This window comes from Allosphingosinicella indica (assembly GCF_900177405.1).
Lineage (GTDB): Bacteria > Pseudomonadota > Alphaproteobacteria > Sphingomonadales > Sphingomonadaceae > Allosphingosinicella > Allosphingosinicella indica.
In genome coordinates, this window is sequence record NZ_LT840185.1 from 279,320 (window position 1) to 300,205 (window position 20,886).

Here is a 20,886-nt window from a genome sequence, read left to right on the forward strand (position 1 = left end):
TTTCGTCACCGCCTTTGCGACGACTTACCCCTTCGGTGGGATGCCGCGCGTTCGCGCCATCCGCTTTCCAGAGCGCCTTGCGGCCGCGCGGTCCTTTTGCCTGAGAGATTCCGGGGCGGTTGCTCCTTCGGCGGCGGCTCTTACGAACCGCCCTCTCCCGCGCGCCACCCGCCGGAAACCGGCGGCGACGACGCCGCTGTGGCGCGTCGCCAGAGCCGAGTCAACGGGCCTGGCGTGCTTCCGGCCCTATCGTCACGATCCAGAAATCCGGCGGCGTTCCGAAGCGCAGCGGCAGGAGGCTCGTGCCGAGCCCGGCACTGACAATCACCGTACGATTTCCATCACGAACCAAACCGCAGGCGTAACGCTCACCATGCCGGGACATCGTTGCGACCGCACCGATCCAGGGCAGCCGGATCTGGCCGCAATGCGTGTGGCCGGCAAACACCAGACGAACGGATTCGGGGAGTTCTGGCGTGATGTCCGGACTGTGAGACAGCGCGATGACCGGCCCGCGCGCGGATGCAACCGCTGCTGTCAGCCGCGGCACATCCGAATGGCCCGTGAAATCGTCGTCGGAACCCGCCACCAGCAATGGCCCGCGCCGCGCGACCTGATTGTCCAGGACGAGCACCCCAACCGCCGGCAGCGCGCGTCGAAACGCGTCCGCGTCGCGCCAGTGGTCGTGATTGCCAAGCACCGCCGTGACACCATAGCGCGCCGCCAGCTTCCCCAGCGGCGCAACCGCCTCGTCAGCAGAATACCGCCGCGTCGCGACACGTTTGTCGCTGACAAAGTCGCCCGCCAGCAGCACCATGTCCGGCCGTTGCGCGTTCACCTGCGCCACAATAGCGGCGAGCCTTTGCGGCGGCATGTCCGGACCCGCCACGTGGAGGTCACTAAGCAGGGCAATGCGCAGCGGCGGGGTCGCGTCCGACCAATCCGGCATACCCACGAACGCGCGACGCACCACGGGCTCGGCGATAGCATTGGAATAACCCAAGGCCGCCACAAAGAGTGTGGCGACGACCAGCGCGACGAGGACTCGCACCGATCGCCTCCCCTATTCCTGCGCTTTAGCGGGTCGCGTTGTAGCGGAGCTGGTCTTCGGTGAGCTGGAAGCCGACGAGCACTTCGAAGGTCGCGCGCTGGACGGCGACGCGGACGGCGGGATCGGACAGCGGATCGAGCGCCGCGTCGGCATCGCCGGGCTTGCGCTCGCGCGTCACCTGCTTGCGGATATCCTCCGGCAGCGTGGCGGCGGAACGCAGCACCTGCGCATTGGCGGTCGCGGTGGTCGAGGCACGGAGCTGGCCGTCCTCGAAGCGCAGCGCGACGCGGCCGAGGCGCTTGGCGATCACGTTCGATCCGCCCTGCACGACGGTCGAGAAATAAGGCAGCACCACCTCGCGCGCGCCGCTGGCGTCGCTGCGCCGGCCGGACACTTCGAAGGTCAGGTTGCTCTGCACATATTCGCCGCTCTCGTCGCAGGTCGCGCGGAGGTTCGAGATGTTGGCGACAACGTCGATCGCGCTCGCGTCGCGGCTGGTCGGCGGGTTGAACAGGGTCACGTCGCCGGTCGCGGCGGGAATCGCGACCGCCGGGCAGGCCGAACGCGTCACGGTGATGCCGGTCGCCTGGATCTGGCCGTCGGAGCTGCATCCTGCGAGCGCCAGAAGAGATAAGGCGGCGCCCGCCGCTGTGGTCTTGAACACGAAAGACGATCCTCGATCTATGAAGCAGCAATCACCCCTGCCAGAGCGGCGGGATCATAGGAAGCGGCTTTCATGCCCGCAAGCAATCCGGTAGACGCGCCGCACATGGCTTCGAAACCCGCACTCACCTTGCTCATCGCGGCACCGCGCGGCTTTTGCGCCGGTGTCGATCGCGCCATCCAGATCGTCGAGCTGGCGATCGAGCGCTATGGCGCGCCGGTCTATGTGCGGCACGAGATCGTCCACAACAAATATGTCGTCGACACGCTGAAGGCGAAGGGCGCGATCTTCGTCGCCGAGCTGGACGAGGTGCCAGACGGCGTTCCGGTGGTCTTTTCGGCGCACGGTGTTCCCAAGGCGGTGCCGGCCAAGGCGGAGGAGCGGGGACTCGAATATCTCGACGCTACCTGCCCGCTCGTCTCCAAGGTGCACCGCCAGGCCGAGCGGCTGGTCGATCAGGGGCGTCACATCCTGTTCATCGGCCATGCCGGCCATCCGGAGGTGGTTGGCACGTTCGGACAGGTGCCCGAGGGCCAGATGACGCTGATCGAGACAATCGAGGACGTCGCGACGGTGGAGGTCGCCGATCCCGACTGCCTCGCCTTCCTCACCCAGACGACGCTTTCGGTGGACGACACGGCGGAGATCGTGGCGGCGCTGCAGGCGCGCTTCCCGGCGATCAAGGCGCCGCGCGGCGAGGACATCTGCTACGCCACTTCCAACCGCCAAGGCGCCGTGAAGGCGATCGCCAAGCGGTGTGACGCGATGCTGGTGATCGGGGCGTCGAACAGCTCCAATTCTGTCCGCCTCGTCGAAGTCGCGGAACGCGAGGGCGCGAGGGCGCGGCTGGTGGCGCGCGCCGCGGAGATCGATCTCGACTGGCTTGAGGGGGTGCGGACGCTCGGCATCACCGCCGGCGCCTCGGCGCCCGAGGTGCTCGTCCGCGAGGTCGTCGACCGTCTCGCCGAGCATTTCGATGTCACCGAGACTGCGGTCGAGGGCGTGGAGGAGCGCATGGTGTTCAAGCTGCCCCGCGCGTTGCAGGCGGCCTGACCCAAGCACCGATGACCGAAGTCGAGATTTTCACCGACGGCGCCTGCAAGGGCAATCCGGGGCCGGGCGGCTGGGGCGCGGTGATCCGTTCCGGCGCACGCGAGAAGGAGCTCTCCGGCGGCGAGCAAAGGACCACCAACAACCGGATGGAGCTGACCGCCGCGATCCGCGCGCTGGAAGCGCTCAACCGCCCCTGCCACGTGACGCTCACCACCGACAGCGTCTATGTCCGCGACGGCATCACCAAGTGGATCCACGGCTGGCAGCGCAACGGCTGGCGCACCGCGGACAAGAAACCGGTGAAGAATGCCGAGCTGTGGCAGGAGTTGCTCGCGGCCGTGACGCCGCACCGGATCGATTGGCGCTGGGTGAAGGGCCATGCCGGCCACCCGGAGAACGAACGCGCCGACCAGCTTGCCTGCGCGGCCGCGCTTCAGTTCGTTAGGCGGCCAGGCGCGTAAGGCGCGGGATCGATTGCGGCCACCATCGCGTCGGGCGCGCGGCCGAGCAGCAGAGCCGCCGCCAGTTTCGCCGCCGCGGGCGCAGTCTGAATGCCGAACCCGCCCTGCCCCGCGAACCAGAAGAAATCCGCCGCGTCCGGCGCGAAGCCATAGACCGGAAGACGATCGGGCGCGAAGGTGCGCAGCCCCGCCCAGCTATGCTCGACGCGCTCGACCCGCCAGTCGACCACCTCCTGAAGCCGCGCGATCGCCGTCGCGACGTCGATTTCCTCCGCCGCGGCGTCGCACGGATCGCAGGGCGTCTCGTCGTGCGGGCTGAGCCACAGCCGCCCGCCAGTCTCAGGCTTGAAATAGAAAGTGCCCAGCGCATCGATGACGAGCGGCATATCCTCCGGGGCGGGCGGATCGACGCGAAGCTGCACCATAGTCCGCCGATAGGGCTTGAGGCCGAGCGGACGCACGCCGGACGCCGACGCCACCGCATCGGCCCAAGCCCCCGCGGCGTTGACGATGATGCCTGCCTCGACCGGGCCAGCGCGGGTATCGATCCCCCACCCGTCGGATACCCGCTGCGCGGCCTCGACACGGGCATCGGTCATCAGCGCAGCGCCGGAAGCGCGTGCGGCACGAAGATAGGCGACGTGGAGCGCAGCGGCGTCGATGTCGGTGCAGCTAGGTTCCAATACACCGTCGGTCCAATCGCTCCGTAACCCCGGCACCAGGCCTGCCACCGCAGATCGATCGAGACGATCTAGCGCGACGCCGCTGCCCGCGAACTGCGACTCGAACCCATCCAGCGCCGCCCGCCCCGCCGCATCGCGCGCGAGATGGAGCTCGCGGCGTTCCGAGAGGAACGGTCGGTCAGCGAAGTCGCCGGGTGGCTGAGCGAGAAACGGCCCCGAAGCGCTGGTCAACGGCTGCACCGCGGGGCCGCCATAGGTCTCCGACCAAAAGGCCGCCGAGCGCCCTGTCGCATGATAGCCGGGCTGGCTCTCCGCCTCGATCAGCACCACCGAGGCATACGGGGCGATCTCCGCCGCGATGCTGGCGCCGGCGATCCCAGCGCCGAGCACCGCAATGTCGTAGCGCACTGTCACCGCGCCGGCGCGTGCCGGTCGAGGAACGCGTCGATGCGGGCGAAGGCGTCGAGCCGGACGGGATCGCTCTCGCGCAGCAGTTCGTGGGCGGCATCCGGATACATGAATAGCTCGGCGCCCGGCACCAGGCCCGCCGCGCGGCGGATCGCCGACGGGCTCACCAGCCGATCCTTGTCGGTCCCGATCAAGAGTAGTGGCAGCGAAACCCCGGCCAGCGCCCGCGGCGTCAGCATCGCGGCGGAGCGGTAGGCGGCGGCGAGCCAGCCCCAAGTCGGCGGGCCGAGCGAGAAGCGCGGCTGCTCACCCTTCCACCATTGCTCGTCGTCGAACCGCTCGGCCGATCCGGTGAGATAGACCTGCCTGAATTTGGCCGAGGGCGACCCCGCCGGCCCTTCCCGCCACGCCGGGCGCTTGCCGGCGATCCGCGCGGCCGCGGTCGCCACCCACGGCGCGAGCAACTCGGGGAGCGGCGCCGAATTGATCGCCAGCATCGGCGCGACCAGCACCGCGGCGTCGAGCGCCGGGCGGCGCTCGGCGAGGATACGCATCGCGAGATGCCCGCCCATCGAGTGCGCGATCAGCGCGTGCGGGCCGGGGGTGGCGTCGATCCAGTCGGCGATCAGCGCCGCGCCGTCGGCCACCAGCGGATCGAAGCTGTCGAGATGCCCGCGCTCGATATCGCCTGCCGATCCGCCCTGCCCGCGCCAGTCGAACGCGGTTACCTGCCAGCCAAGCCCCTGCCAGTGCGCGAAACTTTCGAGATATTTCTCGATGAAGTCGCCCCGCCCGCCAGCGAAGATCAGGCTGCCCCGCGTGCCGCTCCCCGCCACGGGCGGCCAGTCCAGCCGCCGGATCGTCCAGCCGTCGGAAGCGCGCCATTCGGACAGCGCAGCGCCGGCGGGAATCGCGCGGCGGTCGAAGGGCGGAGCGAGCATGACCGCTGGTTACGAATTCGAAAGTAACCACGTCTAGTAGGCATTGGCATGAACGGGGGACTTGCCGACCTGCTGGTGGCCGTGCTCGCGGCGATGCTGATCGTCGCGGTGATCGGCGACGTGCGTGAGCGGCGCATCCCCAACTGGCTCAACGGCGCGATCGCGCTGGCCGCCATTCCCTTCTGGATCGCGTCCGGGCTCGGCCTTGCCGAGATCGGCATCCAGATCGGCGCCGCGCTGGTCGTCTTCCTGCTCTTCGCCATTGCCTTCCGCTTCGGCGCGATGGGCGGCGGCGACGTGAAGCTCCTCGCCGCGCTCGCCTTGTGGCTACCACCGCTGGCCATGCTGGAGCTGCTGGTGGTCATGTCGCTCGCCGGCGGCGCGCTCACGATCGCCATGGCGCTCCGTCACCGGCTTGCCCGCGCGGAGGGCAAACTGAAGATTCCTTACGGAGTCGCAATCGCGTTCGGCGGCTTCTGGTTGATCGGCGAACGCTATCTTAACCAATTCGGATGAATAGAGAGCCCGGGCCGCGATGGCCGGGGCAGGAGGCGTCAGCGTCATGGATGTGAAGAAGATCGTGCTGTTGGTCGGCGCGCTCGCCATTGCGGCGATGACCGCCATCATGGCCAAGAACATGTTCACCGGCGCCGCGGCGCCCCAGGCCGCGGCAGCGCAAGTGCCGGCGAACGGACCCGAAATCCTGGTCGCCACCCGCCCGCTGCCCGTCGGCACCATCATCGATGCCGAGGCACTGCGCTACCAGCGCTGGCCCGAAGAGCTCGTTCAGCCCGTCTACTTCGTGAAAGCGAACGGCGCCGACGCCGCGTCGCTGATCGGCACGGTGGTACGTAACGAGATCACCGCCGGCCAGCCGCTCACCCAGGGCTCGCTGATCAAGCCCGGCGAGCGTGGCTTCCTTGCCGCGGCGCTCGGCCCGGGCATGCGCGCCGTCACGGTTGCCGTGTCCAGCACTAGCGGTGTTGCCGGCTTTATCTTCCCTGGTGATCGTGTTGATGTCGTTCTCACCCAAGAGGTTGCCGGTGGCGGCGATGGTTCGCCGCTCCGCGTCGCCGAGACGGTGCTGAGCAACGTTCGCGTCCTCGCCACGGATCAGCGGATGTCGGGCACCGACGAGAACGGTAAGCCGGTGGTCAACTCCACCTCCACCGTCACGCTCGAGACCACGCCGCGCATCGCCGAGAAGATCGCCGTCGCTCAGACGCTGGGCACCGTTTCGCTGTCGCTGCGCTCGATCGCCGACAACAGCGCGGACCTGGAACGGGCGATCGCCGCCGGCGAGGTCAACGTGCCCGACGGTGACGATCCCGCCGCCGAGCAGAAGATGCTGCTAGCGGTCGCCAATCGCCCCAGCGAGGGCGGCGGCGCAACCTTCACGACGGGCGCGGACGTCTCGCGCTTCGCCCGCCGCACCGTCCCGGCCAAGCCGGCGCAGGGCCCCGTCTTGCAGGAAGGCGTCCCCGCCCCTGCCGGCGCTGCCCCCGCCGTCCCGGCCGGCCCGATCGTCCGCGTCGCCCGCGGCAACAGTGTCACCGTCGTCCCGGTGGGAGCGAAGTAAGATGAACCACGCAAATCTTCTCCGCCGCTTTGGCGTCGCCACGGCGATGACCGCGGTGATCGCGACGAGCATCGGCGGCGTCATGCCCGCCGTCGCCCTCGCCCAGTCCCAGGCGGGCAGCTATCGGCCGACGACCGAGCTGTTCCTCTCCATCGGCGAAGGCGAGCTCGTCTCGCTTCCCCGCAATGTGGCGAATGTCTGGACCTCGAACGCCGACGTGGCCGATGTCCAGATCAACAATTCGCGGCAGATCGGCCTGTTCGGCAAGGCGAACGGCGAAGCGACGATCATCGCGACTGGCGCCGACGGCCGCGTCGTCTACGGTGCCAAGGTTCGGGTCAGCCAGAACATCAGTTCGATCAACGACGTGCTGCGGGCCGCGATGCCCGATGCCAACATCTCGGTCACCTATGTCGGCCAGGTCGCGGTCATCAACGGCACCGTGGCTTCTCCGGAAGACAGCGCGCAGGCCGAGATGCTCGTGCGCACCGTTCTCAACCCCGGCGTCAACCCGAATGCTACCGAAGGTCTGCGCATCCTGCCCGTGAATCGTCTACGGACGGCCACGCCGCTGCAGGTGATGCTCAAGGTCAAGATTGCCGAGGTCAGCCGCACGCTGGTCAAGGAGATCGGCGTCAACCTGCTGACCAACGACAATAGCGGCGGGTTCCTGTTCGGCATCGGCCGCGGCAACGCGGGCACGATCAGCCCGATCAACGGTCCGATAAATCCGATCACCGGCCTGCCGACGCGGCTGGGCACCAACTATACGTTCAACAACAAAGAAGGCGCGACGAGCCTCGGCGCGGCGGGCCGCCTACTCGGCCTCGACGTGCTGGGCACGCTCGATCTTGCCGAGAACACCGGCCTCGTCACCACGCTCGCAGAGCCGACGCTGACCGCGCTTTCGGGCGAGACCGCCAGCTTCCTCGCCGGCGGCGAATTTCCGATCGCGACCACGAGCGGCCTCAACGGTACCGAGATCGAGTTCAAGGAATATGGCGTCAGTCTCGCCTTCACGCCGACCGTCCTCGACGGCGGCCGCATCTCGATGCGCGTGCGTCCGGAAGTGTCGGAGCTCACCAGCGAGGGCGCGATCCGCTTCGGCGGGATCGAGATCCCGGCGCTCAGCACCCGCCGCGCGGAAACGACGGTCGAGCTCGGCTCGGGCCAGAGCTTCATGATCGGCGGCTTGCTGCGCAACAGCTCGAACAACGGGGTCGAGAAGGCGCCGTTCCTGGGCAATCTGCCGATCATCGGCGCGCTGTTCCGCTCCACTAGCTTCCGCCGCAACGAGACGGAGCTGATGATCATCGTCACGCCGTATCTGGTGAAGCCGGTATCGGCGAGCCAGATCGCGCTGCCGACCGACGGCTTCCGCACCGCCAACGATGCGGAGCGCGTGCTGCTGGACCAGCAGCATGACGCCCGCAGCGGCGAGCAGCGTCCGGAGCCGCGCGTCGGCCCGCCGCAGACGGTTGCGCCCGGCATCGGTGTCATCAGCGACGCCTCGGTGCCGCAGCCGCCTGCGCCGGATGCCCAGCGCATGCAGCAGGCGCAGCTTCCGCCGCAGCGGACCGCTCCGCAGCAGCCCGCCGCCCCCACCCCGGGCTTCAGCTTCTGATCCGGCAGGACAAGGACTTAGCGAACATGGCACCCATCCGCACTTTCGCCGGCCTCGCCCTGATCGGCACCGCGCTGGCCGGCTGCTCGAGCTACACGAACGGGCTCAGCACGCATCACAATCCCAGCCTCTATTCGGTCAACCAGCCGGTCGTGCAGCGCACCGACTATGTGTTCGACGTCGCCACCCAGGGTGGCGGCGTGCCGGGCACCGAACTCTCGCGGCTCGACGCCTGGTTCGCCTCGCTGAACCTCGGCTACGGCGATCGCGTCTCGATCGACGACGCCGGCGGCTATGCCGGCGGCGCGCGCGACGATGTCGGCCGCGTTGCGGGCCGCTACGGTCTGCTCGTCGCCGACGGCGCACCGGTCACTGCCGGTCAGGTGTCTCCGGGCGCCATCCGTGTCGTCGTCAGCCGCAGTAGCGCGCATGTCCCCGGCTGCCCGGTGTGGGACGAGAAGCAGCTCGGTGCACGGATCACCACCAGCCCGAATTTCGGCTGCGCAACCAATTCCAACCTCGCTGCGATGATTGCCGATCCCAACGATCTGGTGCTCGGCCAGGCCGGCGCCGCCAGCGTCGATGCTGCGACCTCGACCAAGGCGATCAAGACCTATCGCGAACGCCGGCCGACCGGCGCCGAAAATCTGAAGGCGGAAGCCACCACGGGGGGCAAGTAATGAACGCGCCATTCCATAGCGCTCGCGGCGCAAGCCTGCGCGATCCCTTCTCGGCCTATGTCGCCGACGATGCGACGGCGGAGCTGATCCGCCCGATCGCGGTCGAGCACGGCTGGGCGCCGGAGAAGGTCAACAAGGGTGGCCTGCGCAACGCGGTGCAGTCGCTCTCGGTCTCGGCTAGTCCCAACATCCTGTTCGTGGACCTGAGCGAAAGCGGCGACCCGCTGAACGACATCAACAGCCTGGCCGAAGTCTGCGAGCCCGGCACCGTGGTGATCGCCGCGGGCCAGGTGAACGACGTCCGCCTCTATCGCGATCTGCTGTCGAGCGGCATCCAGGATTATCTCCTGAAGCCGTTCAGCCAGGATCAGCTTCGTGACGCCTTCGCCAATGCGCAGCTCACCATCTCCGGGCCGCGCGTCAACGAGCCGTCGATCGATCGTCCGCATGTCGTGGCCGCCGTGATCGGCGTGCGCGGCGGCGTCGGCGCGTCGACGGTCGCTTCGTCGCTGGCGTGGCTGATGGGCGATCAGGCCGGGCGCTCGACCGCCCTCCTCGATCTCGACATCCACTTCGGCACCGGTGCGCTCGCGCTGGATCTGGAGCCGGGCCGTGGCCTTACAGACGCGATCGAGAATCCTAGCCGCATCGACGGATTGTTCATCGAGCGCGCGATGGTCCGCGCCAACGACAAGCTTTCGGTGCTGTCGGCGGAGGCGCCGATCAATCAGCCGCTGCTGACCGACGGTTCGGCTTTCTTCCAGCTTCAGGAAGAGATGCGCAACGCGTTCGAGACGACGGTGCTCGATCTGCCGCGCAACATGCTGGTCCAGCATCCGCACCTCGTCCACGATACGCATGTCTGCGTCGTCGTCGTCGAGTTCACGCTCGCCGCGACCCGCGATGCGATCCGCATCCTCTCGTGGCTGAAGGCGAATGCGCCGCAGGCCCGCGTGGTGGTGGTCGCCAATCGCGTGCCGCCGGGCGGCAGCCAGGAAGTGTCGCGCAAGGAGTTCGAACGCTCGATCGAGCGCAAGGTCGATATCGTCCTGCCGCTCGATGCCAAGATCGCCTCGCAGGCCGCCAAGCTCGGCCAGCCGGTCGCCAAGGTCGCCGGCGGCGCCAAGATTGCGGCGCCGCTCAACCAGCTCGTCAAGGCGACACTGTCGGGCGTCGACGGCGACGAAGAGGGCGATGTCGCTCCTGGCTCGCTGCTCGGCAAGATCGGCAATTTCAAGCAGTTCATCGGCAAGAAGCCGAAGGCCATAGCCGCGTGACGCGCGGTAGTGTGATCGTGATCGCCGGCGCTGCCGGATAAGGGCCGGAGACGCCGATGCTTCCGATGCTGATGATAATGGCGGGAATGGGCGGCGCGCTGGCGCTGCTCTATTTCGCCATGGCCGGCCCCTCGACCGCCAAGGCGCAGGCGCGCCGGCTCGAGGGCTTGCGCGAGCGGCATAGCCGGTCGGCGGAGGTCGCCGCGCAAGCGCAGCTTCGCAAGATCACTGCCGCACGCGACAACCGCATCGAGAACCTGGCGCAGCGCTTCATCCCGAACCCGGCGCTGCTCCGCCAGCGGCTGGAGCGGACGGGCCGCACCTGGACGCTCGGCCAATATGCGATGGCATCAGCTGGCCTTGCAATCGTCGTCGCGTTCCTCCTCTCGGTGCGCGGCGCGCCGGGCCTGTTTTCGATCATGATCGGCCTCCTGGTCGGCATCGGCCTGCCGCATCTTGTCGTGGGCTTTCTCGTCAAGCGCCGCGTCAACCAGTTCACCACGCGCTTTCCGGATGCCATCGAGCTGATGGTGCGCGGTCTCCGCTCGGGCCTGCCGATCTCGGAGACGATCCAGATCGTCGCCTCGGAAATCCCCGGCCCGGTTTCGGTCGAGTTCCGCGAAGTCTCCGACAAGATGAAGATCGGCCGGACGATGGAAGCGGCGCTGCAGGACGTGGCGGACCGGCTCGGCACGCCGGAATTCCAGTTCTTCGTGATCACGCTGGCGATCCAGCGCGAGACCGGCGGCAACCTTGCCGAAACGCTCTCCAACCTCGCCGACGTGCTCCGCAAGCGCGCGCAGATGAAGCTCAAGATCCGGGCGATGTCCTCCGAATCCAAGGCCTCCGCCTACATCATCGGCGCGCTGCCCTTCATCGTCTTCACGATGATCTGGATCATCAACCGCAAATATATGGCGGAATTCTTCAGCGATCCGCGCCTGATGGTGATCGGCGCGGGCGGCCTCCTCTGGATGTGCATCGGCGCCTTCATCATGGCGAAGATGATCCGCTTCGAAATCTAGGATATTCGATCGATGCAGCCCGCAACCGGACCGACCCTCTTTGGCATCGACGTGATCTTCGTGGCGACGGCGCTGTCCGCCATCGCCACCTTCGCGGTGCTCGTCGCCATCTATGCCGCAACCACGGTGCGCGATCCGATGGCGAAGCGGATGAAGGCGCTGAACGACCGGCGCGAGCAGCTCAAGGCCGGCATCGTCGCCTCGACCTCCAAGCGCCGCAAGAAGATCAGCAACCGCAACGAGGCGACCGACTGGGTGCGGAGCCTCCTCGGCTCGCTCAAGATGCTCCAGGACGAGCAGGTCGAGAAGGCGCAGAAGAAGCTGATGCAGGCCGGCATCCGTTCCAAGGATCTCGCCTTCGTCGTCATCTTCGCGCGCTTCGTGCTGCCGCTGACCATCGGCACCTTCGTGATCGTCGGCATCTATGTGCTCGACTGGTTCCCCGAATGGGGCGCGTTCAAGAAATATGCGCTCGCCGCCGGCACTCTGGTCGGCTGCTACAAGGCGCCGGATCTGTGGCTCAAGAACAAGATCACCAAGCGTACCGCGGCGATCCGCAAGGGCTTGCCGGATGCTCTCGATCTGCTGGTGATCTGCGCCGAAGCCGGTCTCACCGTCGATGCCGCGTTCGGCCGCGTCGCGCGGGAATTGGGCAAGGCCTACCCCGAGCTCGGTGACGAGTTCGCACTGACCTCGATCGAGCTCGGCTTCCTCACCGATCGGCGCCAGGCGTTCGAGAATCTCGCCAACCGCATCGATCTGGAATCGATCCGCGGCGTGGTGACGACCATGATCCAGACCGAGAAATACGGCACGCCGCTCGCGTCGGCGCTGCGCGTCCTCTCGGCGGAATTCCGCCACGAGCGGATGATGCGCGCCGAGGAAAAAGCCGCGCGTCTGCCGGCGATCATGACGGTGCCGCTGATCCTGTTCATCCTGCCGACGCTGTTCATCGTCATCCTCGGCCCCGCGGCCTGCTCGATCACCGACAGCTTCATCAACCGGCAATAAGGAACCAGCGCGCGTCCCGGCGATTGTTTCAGCAACGAAGCAATCGCCGGAGTAAGCGCGAATGGAACCCTTCACCCTGACCCAATGGGTCGTCGTCCTGCTGGTCTTCTTCCTGGGAATCTTCCTGGGCGGGTTCGTGTTCGCGAGCACCAAGTGGAAGCGCCGTTACCGCGAGGAATCGCGGCTGCGTGCCGAAGAGGTCAAGCTGCGCGAGGAGGAAGTCCGCCGCCGCGAAGTGCTGGAGGCCGAGCGCAAGCATTTCGAAGCACGCGACATCGCCGCGCGCGCGCACGACGACCGGCCGTTGCCGCCGCGCTGATCTGGCGGCGGTGATCACTTTCTGACGCCACCGCCACCCAAACCCTCCCCCATCGAAGGGGCGGGCTTCAAGTGCGCGCCCGAAGCGCTGCTTGCGCCGCTGCGAGGCGGGCGATGGGGACGCGGTAGGGCGAGGCGCTGACGTAATCGAGGCCGACGCTTTCGCAGAAGGCGATCGAGGCGGGATCGCCGCCATGCTCGCCGCAGATGCCTAGCTTCAGCCCGGGCGTGGTCTCGCGGCCGCGATCCGCGGCGATACGGATCAGCTCGCCGACGCCGTCCTCGTCGATGCTGACGAAAGGATCGCGGGCGAAGATGCCCTGCTCGACATAGGCGGTGAGGAAGCGGCCCGCGTCGTCGCGGCTGACGCCGAGCGCGGTCTGCGTCAGATCGTTGGTGCCGAAGCTGAAGAATTCCGCCTGTTTCGCAATATCTCCCGCGCGCAACGCCGCGCGCGGCAGCTCGATCATCGTCCCGACCAGATAGTCGATGCTCCTCCCCTTCTCGGCGAACACGGCCTTCGCGGTCCGGTCGATCTGCTCACGGATGATGCGCAGCTCCGCCTCGGTGGCGACCAGAGGGACCATCACCTCGGGGATCGGCGCGTCGCCGGTCTCCGCGGCCACATCGCACGCCGCCTCGAAGATGGCGCGGGCCTGCATCTCGTAGATTTCGGGATAGGTGATGCCGAGCCGGCAGCCGCGGTGGCCGAGCATCGGGTTGAACTCGTGCAACTCGGACACGCGGCGCTTGAGCGTCGCCACGTCGACCCCGGCGGCGTCGGCGACCTCGACGAATTCATGCTCCTGATGCGGCAGGAACTCGTGCAGCGGCGGATCGAGCAGGCGGATGGTGACGGGAAGCCCCGCCATGATACGGAAAATCTCGGCGAAGTCGGCGCGCTGCTCGGGCAGCAATTTGTCGAGGGCGGCGCGGCGGCCCTCGCCGTCGTCGGCGAGGATCATCTGGCGGACGGCGGAGATGCGCGCCGCATCGAAGAACATATGCTCGGTGCGGCAGAGGCCAATCCCCTCCGCGCCGAACTCGCGCGCGGTGTGGCAATCGTTGGGCGTCTCGGCATTGGTGCGGATGCGGAGCCGCCGCGCCATATCCGCCATCTCCATCAGCCGGCCGAAATCGCCTACCAGCTCGGGCTGCACGGTCGGCACTTCGCCGAGCATCACCTCGCCAGTCGCGCCGTCGAGGGTGATGATATCCCCCTCCGACACCTCCTTCCCGCCGACGCGCATGGTGCGCGCCTTATAGTCGATCGAGACCGAGCCGGCGCCCGAGACGCAGGGCCGCCCCATGCCGCGTGCCACGACCGCGGCATGGCTGGTCATGCCGCCGCGGGCGGTGAGGATGCCCTTGGCGGCGTGCATCCCGTGTATGTCCTCGGGGCTGGTCTCGACACGGACGAGGATCACCGCCTCGCCGTCCGCAGCCTTGCGCTCCGCGGTGTCGGCATCGAACACCGCCTTGCCCGATGCGGCGCCGGGCGACGCGGGCAGTCCCTTGGCGATCACTTCGCGCGTGGCATCGGGATCGAGCGTCGGGTGGAGGAGCTGATCGAGCGCCGCGGGATCAACCCGCAGCACCGCCTCTTCCTCGCTCACCAGGCCTTCGTCGGCCATCTCGACCGCGATGCGCAGTGCCGCCTTGGCGGTGCGCTTGCCCGATCGCGTCTGAAGCATCCAGAGCGTGCCGCGCTCCACAGTGAACTCGATATCCTGCATGTCGCGATAATGCCGCTCGAGCAGGTCGAACACGCGGGCGAGCTCGGCATAGACTTCAGGCAACGCCTCTTCCATCGAGACCGCCTTGGCGCCCGCCTTCTCGCGCGCGGCTTTGGTGAGATATTGTGGGGTGCGGATACCGGCGACGACATCCTCGCCCTGCGCGTTGATGAGATATTCGCCATAATAAGCGCGCTCGCCGGTTGCGGGATCGCGGGTGAAGGCGACGCCGGTGGCCGACGTGTCGCCCATATTGCCGAACACCATCGCCTGGACGTTGACCGCGGTGCCCCATTCGCCGGGAATGGAATTGAGCCGGCGATAGACTTTCGCGCGGTCCGACTGCCAAGACCCGAACACGGCGCCGATCGCGCCGCGGAGCTGATCGTGGACGCCCTGCGGGAAGGGCTTGCCCCACTCCTCCTCGACCAGCGCCTTGAAGCGCGTGACGAGCGCCTCGAGATCGCCCGCGTCGAGATCGGTATCGAGGTGGACGCCTTTGTCTTCCTTGGCGAGCTCGAGCGCTTCCTCGAACGCGCCGTGATCGAGGCCGAGGACGACGTCGGCATACATCTGGACGAAGCGCCGGTAGCTATCCCACGCGAAGCGCGGATCGCCCGACGTGGCCGCGAGGCCCGCGACGGTCGCGTCGTTGAGACCGAGGTTGAGGACGGTATCCATCATCCCCGGCATAGACACCCGCGCGCCCGACCGCACCGAGACGAGCAAGGGATCGGCGGCATCGCCGAAGCGCTTACCGGTCACGCTCTCGATATGCGCGATGCCCTCGTTCAGCTCCGACGCGATTCTATCGGGGATACAGCCGCCGGCGTCATAATAAGCCGCGCAGACCGGGGTCGCGATGGTGAAGCCGGGCGGCACGGGGAGGCCGATCGACGCCATTTCCGCGAGGTTCGCGCCCTTGCCGCCGAGCAGCGCCTTGTCGCCGTCGCCGCCGTCCGAAGCGCCGCCGCCGAAGCGATAGACCGAGCGGCTCATGCGCCGACCCTCACGCGAATGTTCCCAATGTTCGCACTGGCCATGGGGGTTCGGAAAATCCCTTTCGCCGCTCGGTTATCGGTCAACGCTCTTCCTCTTTTCGGGGCGTGTAGGACAGGGGTTTGGCGCGGGGCGCCTCCCCTCCCTGCAAGGGAGGTGTCGGGGGTGGGTTCGGCGGAAGGGTCACGTGCGGCTTGAGCGAAGAGCTCGCTGCGCTCGCTACCCACCCCCGGCCCCTCCCTTGCAGGGAGGGGAGAGGCGCCGTGCAACGCTCCCATCACCCCTCGATCCGGGAGAAATCGGCGACGCGGTGGACGGCTTTGCGCATCCGCGCGAGCAACGCGAGCCGCGCCTCGCGCTTGGCGGGATCGGGATCGTTGACCGTCACCTTGTCGAAGAAGGCATCGACCGGCCCACGGAGCGCGGCCAGCGCCGTCATCGCGCGCTCGAACTCCTCGTCCTTCACCGCCTGCGCGACCTTGGGCTCGGCGATGTCGAGCGCGTCGTCCAGATCGGATTCCTCTGCAAGCGGGCTGTAGGAGAAGCCCTTGTTCCGCCCGTTCTGGCCGCTCCACTCCTCCTTCTTGAGGATGTTGGCGGCGCGCTTGTAGCCTGCGAGGAGATCAGCGCCCTGCGGCGATTCGACGAAGGATTGCAGCGCCTTCACCCGCGCGATCATACGGACGATATCGTCCTCCGCCGCGCCATCTTCGCGGCCGAGCGCGAACACCGCGTCGATCAGATCGTGGCGGACGCCCGCCTCGCGCTGCTGCACCTTCAGGCGATCGGCGAAGAAATCGAGGATCGCCTCGGCGAGATCGTTCGCCTCTTCGATCACCTTGCCGCGCTCGAGATTGGGGGTCAGCGACGACTTCCAGCGGACGACGACATGATCGCCGTGGCGGTAGGTGTAGGTGCCGACCTCGGCGGTGATGACATGCTCGTCGTCATCCTCGTCGAGCAGATCGGGGAAGCTGACCGACGACAGAGCACCGAGCCGCGATACGATGAGCAGCACCGCCGCCTGGACCAGCACGTCGCCCAGCGGCAGGCGCAGCCCAGCCTTGGTCAGCATCTGAAGCAGGCCGAGCGCGGCGCGGCGGAGCGCGAACGGATCGCGCGAGCCGGTAGGCTTCTCGCCGATCGAGAAGAAGGCGACGAGCGTGTCGAGGCGATCGGCGATGTTGACCGCCAGCGTCACCGGATCGGCAGGCACCGCGTCGCCCTGCCCCGCCGGCCGGTAATGATCGCGGACCGCACCCGCGATCGCCTCGCTCTTGCCCTGCGCGCGCGCGAGATAGCCGCCGAGCGTGCCCTGCAGTTCGGGAAACTCACCGACACTTTGCGTCAGGAGATCGGCCTTGGCGAGCCGCGCGGCGGCAGCGACCTCCGCCTTGTCGGCGCGAACGAATCGCTCTTGCACCAGCCATTCGGCGAGCTTCGCGACGCGCTCCACCTTGGCGGCGACGGTGCCGAGCTTTTCGTGGAAGACGATCTGGTCGAGCTTCTTCGCCTGCTCTTCGAGCGGCACCTTGAGATCATTCTCCCAGAAGAACTTGGCGTCGCTGAGCCGCGCCGAGAGCACCTTCTGGTTACCCGCGACGATCGCCGCGCCGCCATCCGACGCGTCGATATTCGCGGTGCAGACGAAGGCGGGCGCAAGCGCGCCGGCGGCGTCATTGACGGCAAAATACTTCTGATTGGTGCGCATGGTGAGCTGGATCACCTCGCGCGGCACGTCGAGGAAGGCCGGATCGAAGCGGCCGAGCAGCGGCACCGGCCATTCGGTGAGCCCCGCATTCTCGGCGAGCAGGCCCTCGTCGTCGACCAGCGCCAGCCCCGCGTCCGCGGCGGCCCTGGCGGCGCTCTCGGCGATGATCGCCCGGCGCTCGGCGGGATCGAGGATGACGTGGCAGGCGCGCAGCTTCTCGGCATAATCGCCCGCGCTGCCGATGGTGATCGGGCCCGGATGGTGGAAGCGATGGCCGACGGTCGCGGCGCCCGAGCGGATGCCGGCGATCTCGAAATCGACGATCTCCTCGCCGAGCAGCGCGACGACGCCCTGCAGCGGGCGGACCCAGCGCAGGCTTTCGGTCGAGACGGATGCGGCGCCCCAGCGCATCGATTTTGGCCAGGGGAAAGCGCGGATGATCGCCGGGATGGCTTCGGCGAGGACGTCGGCGGTGCGGCGGCCTGGCTGATCGAGCGTCGCGAACCAGATGCCGTCGCGATCGACGAGCTGATCCTGCTTAAGGCCGGTCTTGCGGAGGAAGCCCTCCAGTGCCTGCGGCGGCGCCGAGGTGCGCGGCCCCTTCACTTCCTCGCTGACCGCCGCCGTCTCCAGCGGCAATCCGCGCGCGACGAGCGCGAGGCGGCGCGGCGTCGCCCAGGTCTCGACCGCTTCCGCCGCAAGGCCGGCATCCGCAAGCCGTTCGGCGAACAGGCGCGCGAGATCCGCCGACGCCTTCGCCTGCATCCGCGCCGGAATTTCCTCGGATCGCAGCTCAAGCAGGAAATCGGTCACGCCAGATCCTCCCCGGCACGGGGAGGGGGACCAGCCGCAGCCTGGTGGAGGGGGTTCTCCGCCTCCGCTATGACCCCGCAGATCACGCTGTCGATGTCACGCAGCACATCCGATGCATTGATATGCAGTATGCGATAGCCGTTTTGTTTCAGAAACATGTCCCGCCTGTCATCATGGGCGGGGCGATCACCCCAGTCATGTGCTTCGCCGTCGATTTCGACGACGAGCTTCACCGCGAGGCAACAAAAGTCGGCGATATAAGGGCCGATTGGGTGCTGCCTCCGAAAGCGATGGCCGGTGGCGCTGTCGCGCAGGCGTTGCCACAACAGCACTTCCGGCAAGCTCATTTCACGGCGCAAGTCCCGAGCTTGGTAAGTTTCCCGGCGCCGGAGCGGCGATACGCCCCCTCCACCACGCTTCGCGCGGTCCCCCTCCCCGTTCCGGGGAGGATTTGATTGCGCCATCACGCGGCCCACCCGTTCTTTTCCATCCACGCCTGGCAGCTTCCCTTGGCGAGATCGCGGACGCGGCCGATATAGGCCTGGCGCTCGGCGACCGAGATGACGCCGCGCGCCTGCAGCGTGTTGAAGATGTGGCTGGCCTTGATCGCCTGATCATAGGCCGGGAGCGGCAGCTTCGCCGCGATGCAGCGGCCGCATTCCTCGGCGGCGTCCTTGAACCAGCGGAACAAGGTGTCGGTGTTCGCCACCTCGAAGTTCCAGGTGCTGAACTGGCGCTCATTTTCCTGGAAGACGTCGCCATAGGTCACGCCCTCGTCGTTGAAGGCGAGATCGTAGACGCTGTCGACGCCCTGGATGTACATCGCCAGCCGCTCGAGCCCGTAGGTGAGTTCGCCCGCGACGGGCTTGCAGTCGAAGCCGCCGACCTGCTGGAAATAGGTGAATTGCGTCACTTCCATGCCGTCGCACCAGACTTCCCAGCCGAGGCCCCAGGCGCCGAGCGTCGGGCTTTCCCAATCGTCCTCGACGAAGCGGATGTCGTGGAGCAAGGGATCGATGCCGATCGCGGCGAGGCTGCCGAGGTAGAGGTCCTGGAGGTCCGCAGGGCTGGGCTTCAGGATCACCTGATATTGGTAATAATGGCCGAGCCGATTGGGGTTTTCGCCATAGCGGCCGTCGGTCGGGCGGCGGCTGGGCTGGACATAGGCGGCCTTCCACGGATCGGGGCCGAGCGCGCGCAAGGTGGTCGCGGGATGGAAAGTGCCCGCGCCCATCTCCATGTCATAGGGCTGGAGGATGACGCAGCCTCTGTCGCTCCAATAATCGTGGAGCGTCAGGATCAGGCGCTGAAAGCTTAAAGGTTTGGCTGCCAAGGTTGCGCACCGCCGGGAGTGAGAGGGCAAGCCGCTTTGGCGCAATGCAGCATCGCCGGTCAAGCAAGCTGGCGTTAAGGGCAATGACGCCAGTTCGCCGGCGCAAAGGATGAGGATTGTTCATGCGGTTGATCGATCGGGTTTCGCTCCACTGGAAGAAGGCGGTCGCCGCCGCGGCGGCGCTGGCGCTCCCGGGCTGCGCAACAGTGGATGCGCGCCATGCCGCCGCCGACCACCCGCGCCCGGCGATGTGGAAGCTCGCCGATGAAGACACGACGATCTACCTGCTCGGCACGATCCACCTGCTGCCGCCGGGCTATCAGTGGCGCACCGCGGCGATCGATGCGGCGGTGAAGCAGTCCGACGAGCTGGTCGTCGAGGTCGTGCCCGACAAGGATGCGACGCGGATGGCGCGGCAGATAATGTCGGTGGGCGTCGACGGCAGCCTTCCGCCGCTGCTCGAGCGCGTACCCGCAGACAAGCGCGAGACGCTGCGCGCGCACATGGCGCAGGCAAAGATGCCCGAGGGCTCGCTCGACAAGCTCAAGACCTGGGCGGCGGCGCTGGCGCTGGTCTCGCGCTCGTTCAAGGACATGGGGTTCGAGGCGGATGCCGGCGTCGAACGCGGGCTGACCGCCGATTATGCGGGCAAAAAGGTGAGCGGGCTGGAGACCGCCGAGCAGCAGTTTGGCTTCTTCGACAAGCTGAGCGAGGACGCGCAACGCGCCTTCCTCACCGCGACGCTCGACGATCCCGCCGCGGCGAAGGACCAGTTCCACGAGATGCTGGCGGCGTGGACGCGCGGCGACGTCGCGGGGATCGCGAAGAGCTTCAACAGCGACACCTCGCTCTCGCCGGAGCTGCGCGAAGTGCTGCTGACGGAGCGCAACGCGAATTGGGCCGGCTGGCTGCAAAAGCGGCTCGACGAACCCGGCACGGTGCTGGTCGCGGTCGGCGCCGGCCACCTTGCCGGGCCGGAATCGGTACAAAAGATGCTGAAGGAGCGCGGCCTGAAGGTCGAGCGCGTGCAGTAGTAAGTCCTCCCCGGGCGCTGCCCGGGGAGGGGGACCGTCCGCAGGACGGTGGAGGGGCATTACGGACTCGGCATACCCCTCCACCGTGCTTCGCATGGTCCCCCTCCCCTGCGTTTCGCAGGGGAGGATTTATTTAGCGCCGGCGGAGCCCGTATCGAATGCCGAACGCGCCAAGAGTCGCGAGCACTGCCCCCGCGATCGCCCAGCCGGGATTAAAGCCTTCGATTGTCTCGCAATCGCCGACGCAGGCGATCGGCTCGATGCGGACGAGGCCGAGGCCCTGCACCAGCCACAGCCCGCCCAGCAGCAGCGCCAGCACGCCCAGGATCAGTATAGCGATGCGCATTGTCGTCCCCTCACCTTGCGCGACGGCGGTAGCATGTGCCGCGCGCGGCCGCCACGTGCCTTGCCCTTCGCGCCACCGTCGGCTATGCGCGCGCCTTCCCCGCTCATGGTCATCCCTGGAGGCGTGAGGCCGGGGCATA

At 67.6% G+C, this 20,886-nt stretch carries 20 protein-coding genes and 1 riboswitch; of the genes, 11 read left to right on the forward strand and 9 right to left on the reverse strand.

The features are described 5' to 3' along the window. Nucleotides 1–78: 78 nt before the first annotated feature. Nucleotides 79–170: riboswitch (glycine riboswitch) on the reverse strand. Nucleotides 171–220: 50 nt separating this feature from the next. Beyond that, nucleotides 221–1,051, reverse strand: a complete 831-nt coding sequence (locus B9N75_RS01375) for a metallophosphoesterase (RefSeq protein WP_085217176.1) — start codon at nucleotides 1,049–1,051, stop codon at nucleotides 221–223. 25 nt (nucleotides 1,052–1,076) lie between these two features. Then, on the reverse strand, nucleotides 1,077–1,715 hold the full coding sequence (locus tag B9N75_RS01380) for a hypothetical protein (protein WP_244552394.1): 639 nt from the start codon (nucleotides 1,713–1,715) through the stop codon (nucleotides 1,077–1,079). A gap of 72 nt (nucleotides 1,716–1,787) precedes the next feature. Here B9N75_RS01380 and ispH point away from each other — a divergent pair, with 72 nt between their 5' ends. Both ispH and rnhA read left to right on the forward strand, forming a co-directional pair. After that, the gene (gene ispH / locus B9N75_RS01385; protein ID WP_425292404.1) at nucleotides 1,788–2,768 is read left to right on the forward strand and encodes a 4-hydroxy-3-methylbut-2-enyl diphosphate reductase; all 981 of its coding nucleotides are present in this window, start codon (nucleotides 1,788–1,790) and stop codon (nucleotides 2,766–2,768) included. Between the two features lie 11 nt (nucleotides 2,769–2,779). Beyond that, entirely contained in the window at nucleotides 2,780–3,229 is a 450-nt protein-coding gene (gene rnhA, locus B9N75_RS01390) for a ribonuclease HI (protein ID WP_085217178.1), read from the forward strand. Here the strand turns inward: rnhA and B9N75_RS01395 are convergent. Then, complete coding sequence (locus tag B9N75_RS01395) at nucleotides 3,202–4,320, reverse strand: NAD(P)/FAD-dependent oxidoreductase (protein WP_085217179.1); 1,119 nt, start codon at nucleotides 4,318–4,320, stop codon at nucleotides 3,202–3,204. The two genes, rnhA and B9N75_RS01395, sit on opposite strands and share 28 nt — an antisense overlap. A gap of 2 nt (nucleotides 4,321–4,322) precedes the next feature. Continuing rightward, the gene (locus B9N75_RS01400) at nucleotides 4,323–5,261 is read right to left on the reverse strand and encodes an alpha/beta fold hydrolase (RefSeq protein ID WP_085217180.1); all 939 of its coding nucleotides are present in this window, start codon (nucleotides 5,259–5,261) and stop codon (nucleotides 4,323–4,325) included. 48 nt (nucleotides 5,262–5,309) lie between these two features. Between B9N75_RS01400 and B9N75_RS01405 the strand changes: the two genes are divergently transcribed. The 8 genes from B9N75_RS01405 (at nucleotide 5,310) to B9N75_RS01440 (ending at nucleotide 12,776) form a co-directional block, all read left to right on the forward strand. Then, nucleotides 5,310–5,777, forward strand: coding sequence for an A24 family peptidase (locus tag B9N75_RS01405; RefSeq protein ID WP_085217181.1), 468 nt, complete (start codon nucleotides 5,310–5,312; stop codon nucleotides 5,775–5,777). A gap of 46 nt (nucleotides 5,778–5,823) precedes the next feature. Further along, entirely contained in the window at nucleotides 5,824–6,840 is a 1,017-nt protein-coding gene (cpaB, locus tag B9N75_RS01410; protein WP_085217182.1) for a Flp pilus assembly protein CpaB, read from the forward strand. A 1-nt stretch (nucleotide 6,841) separates the two neighbouring features. Continuing rightward, nucleotides 6,842–8,464 carry a pilus assembly protein N-terminal domain-containing protein gene (locus B9N75_RS01415; RefSeq protein WP_085217183.1) on the forward strand — a complete coding sequence of 541 codons (1,623 nt, stop codon included), beginning with the start codon at nucleotides 6,842–6,844 and terminating at the stop codon, nucleotides 8,462–8,464. Between the two features lie 26 nt (nucleotides 8,465–8,490). After that, a complete protein-coding gene (locus B9N75_RS01420) occupies nucleotides 8,491–9,144 on the forward strand; it encodes a CpaD family pilus assembly protein (RefSeq protein ID WP_085217184.1) in 654 nt (217 codons plus the stop codon). Beyond that, on the forward strand, nucleotides 9,144–10,421 hold the full coding sequence (locus tag B9N75_RS01425) for a pilus assembly protein CpaE (RefSeq protein ID WP_085217185.1): 1,278 nt from the start codon (nucleotides 9,144–9,146) through the stop codon (nucleotides 10,419–10,421). The genes B9N75_RS01420 and B9N75_RS01425 overlap by 1 nt, the downstream gene beginning before the upstream one ends. Nucleotides 10,422–10,477: 56 nt before the next feature. After that, nucleotides 10,478–11,446, forward strand: coding sequence for a type II secretion system F family protein (locus tag B9N75_RS01430; RefSeq protein ID WP_085217186.1), 969 nt, complete (start codon nucleotides 10,478–10,480; stop codon nucleotides 11,444–11,446). A 12-nt stretch (nucleotides 11,447–11,458) separates the two neighbouring features. Then, a complete protein-coding gene (locus B9N75_RS01435) occupies nucleotides 11,459–12,457 on the forward strand; it encodes a type II secretion system F family protein (protein ID WP_085217187.1) in 999 nt (332 codons plus the stop codon). A gap of 61 nt (nucleotides 12,458–12,518) precedes the next feature. Further along, nucleotides 12,519–12,776 carry a lipopolysaccharide assembly protein LapA domain-containing protein gene (locus tag B9N75_RS01440; protein WP_085217188.1) on the forward strand — a complete coding sequence of 86 codons (258 nt, stop codon included), beginning with the start codon at nucleotides 12,519–12,521 and terminating at the stop codon, nucleotides 12,774–12,776. A gap of 67 nt (nucleotides 12,777–12,843) precedes the next feature. Here the strand turns inward: B9N75_RS01440 and ppdK are convergent, their stop codons facing one another. The 4 genes from ppdK to B9N75_RS01460 form a co-directional block, all read right to left on the reverse strand. Beyond that, nucleotides 12,844–15,510: a pyruvate, phosphate dikinase gene (ppdK, locus tag B9N75_RS01445; RefSeq protein WP_085217189.1), complete on the reverse strand. Its 2,667-nt coding sequence runs from the start codon at nucleotides 15,508–15,510 to the stop codon at nucleotides 12,844–12,846. Between the two features lie 277 nt (nucleotides 15,511–15,787). Beyond that, nucleotides 15,788–18,034 carry a glycine--tRNA ligase subunit beta gene (gene glyS, locus B9N75_RS01450; protein WP_085217190.1) on the reverse strand — a complete coding sequence of 749 codons (2,247 nt, stop codon included), beginning with the start codon at nucleotides 18,032–18,034 and terminating at the stop codon, nucleotides 15,788–15,790. Then, nucleotides 18,031–18,498, reverse strand: a complete 468-nt coding sequence (locus tag B9N75_RS01455) for an endonuclease domain-containing protein (protein WP_085219342.1) — start codon at nucleotides 18,496–18,498, stop codon at nucleotides 18,031–18,033. The genes glyS and B9N75_RS01455 overlap by 4 nt, the downstream gene beginning before the upstream one ends. Beyond that, nucleotides 18,498–19,367: a glycine--tRNA ligase subunit alpha gene (locus B9N75_RS01460; RefSeq protein ID WP_085217191.1), complete on the reverse strand. Its 870-nt coding sequence runs from the start codon at nucleotides 19,365–19,367 to the stop codon at nucleotides 18,498–18,500. Before B9N75_RS01460 ends, B9N75_RS01455 begins: the two co-directional genes overlap by 1 nt. A 122-nt stretch (nucleotides 19,368–19,489) precedes the next feature. Here B9N75_RS01460 and B9N75_RS01465 point away from each other — a divergent pair, with 122 nt between their 5' ends. Continuing rightward, complete coding sequence (locus tag B9N75_RS01465; RefSeq protein ID WP_085217192.1) at nucleotides 19,490–20,401, forward strand: TraB/GumN family protein; 912 nt, start codon at nucleotides 19,490–19,492, stop codon at nucleotides 20,399–20,401. Between the two features lie 133 nt (nucleotides 20,402–20,534). On the opposite strand, the gene B9N75_RS01470 is transcribed toward B9N75_RS01465, so the two are convergent. Next, entirely contained in the window at nucleotides 20,535–20,747 is a 213-nt protein-coding gene (locus B9N75_RS01470; protein WP_085217193.1) for a hypothetical protein, read from the reverse strand. Nucleotides 20,748–20,886: the final 139 nt, after the last annotated feature.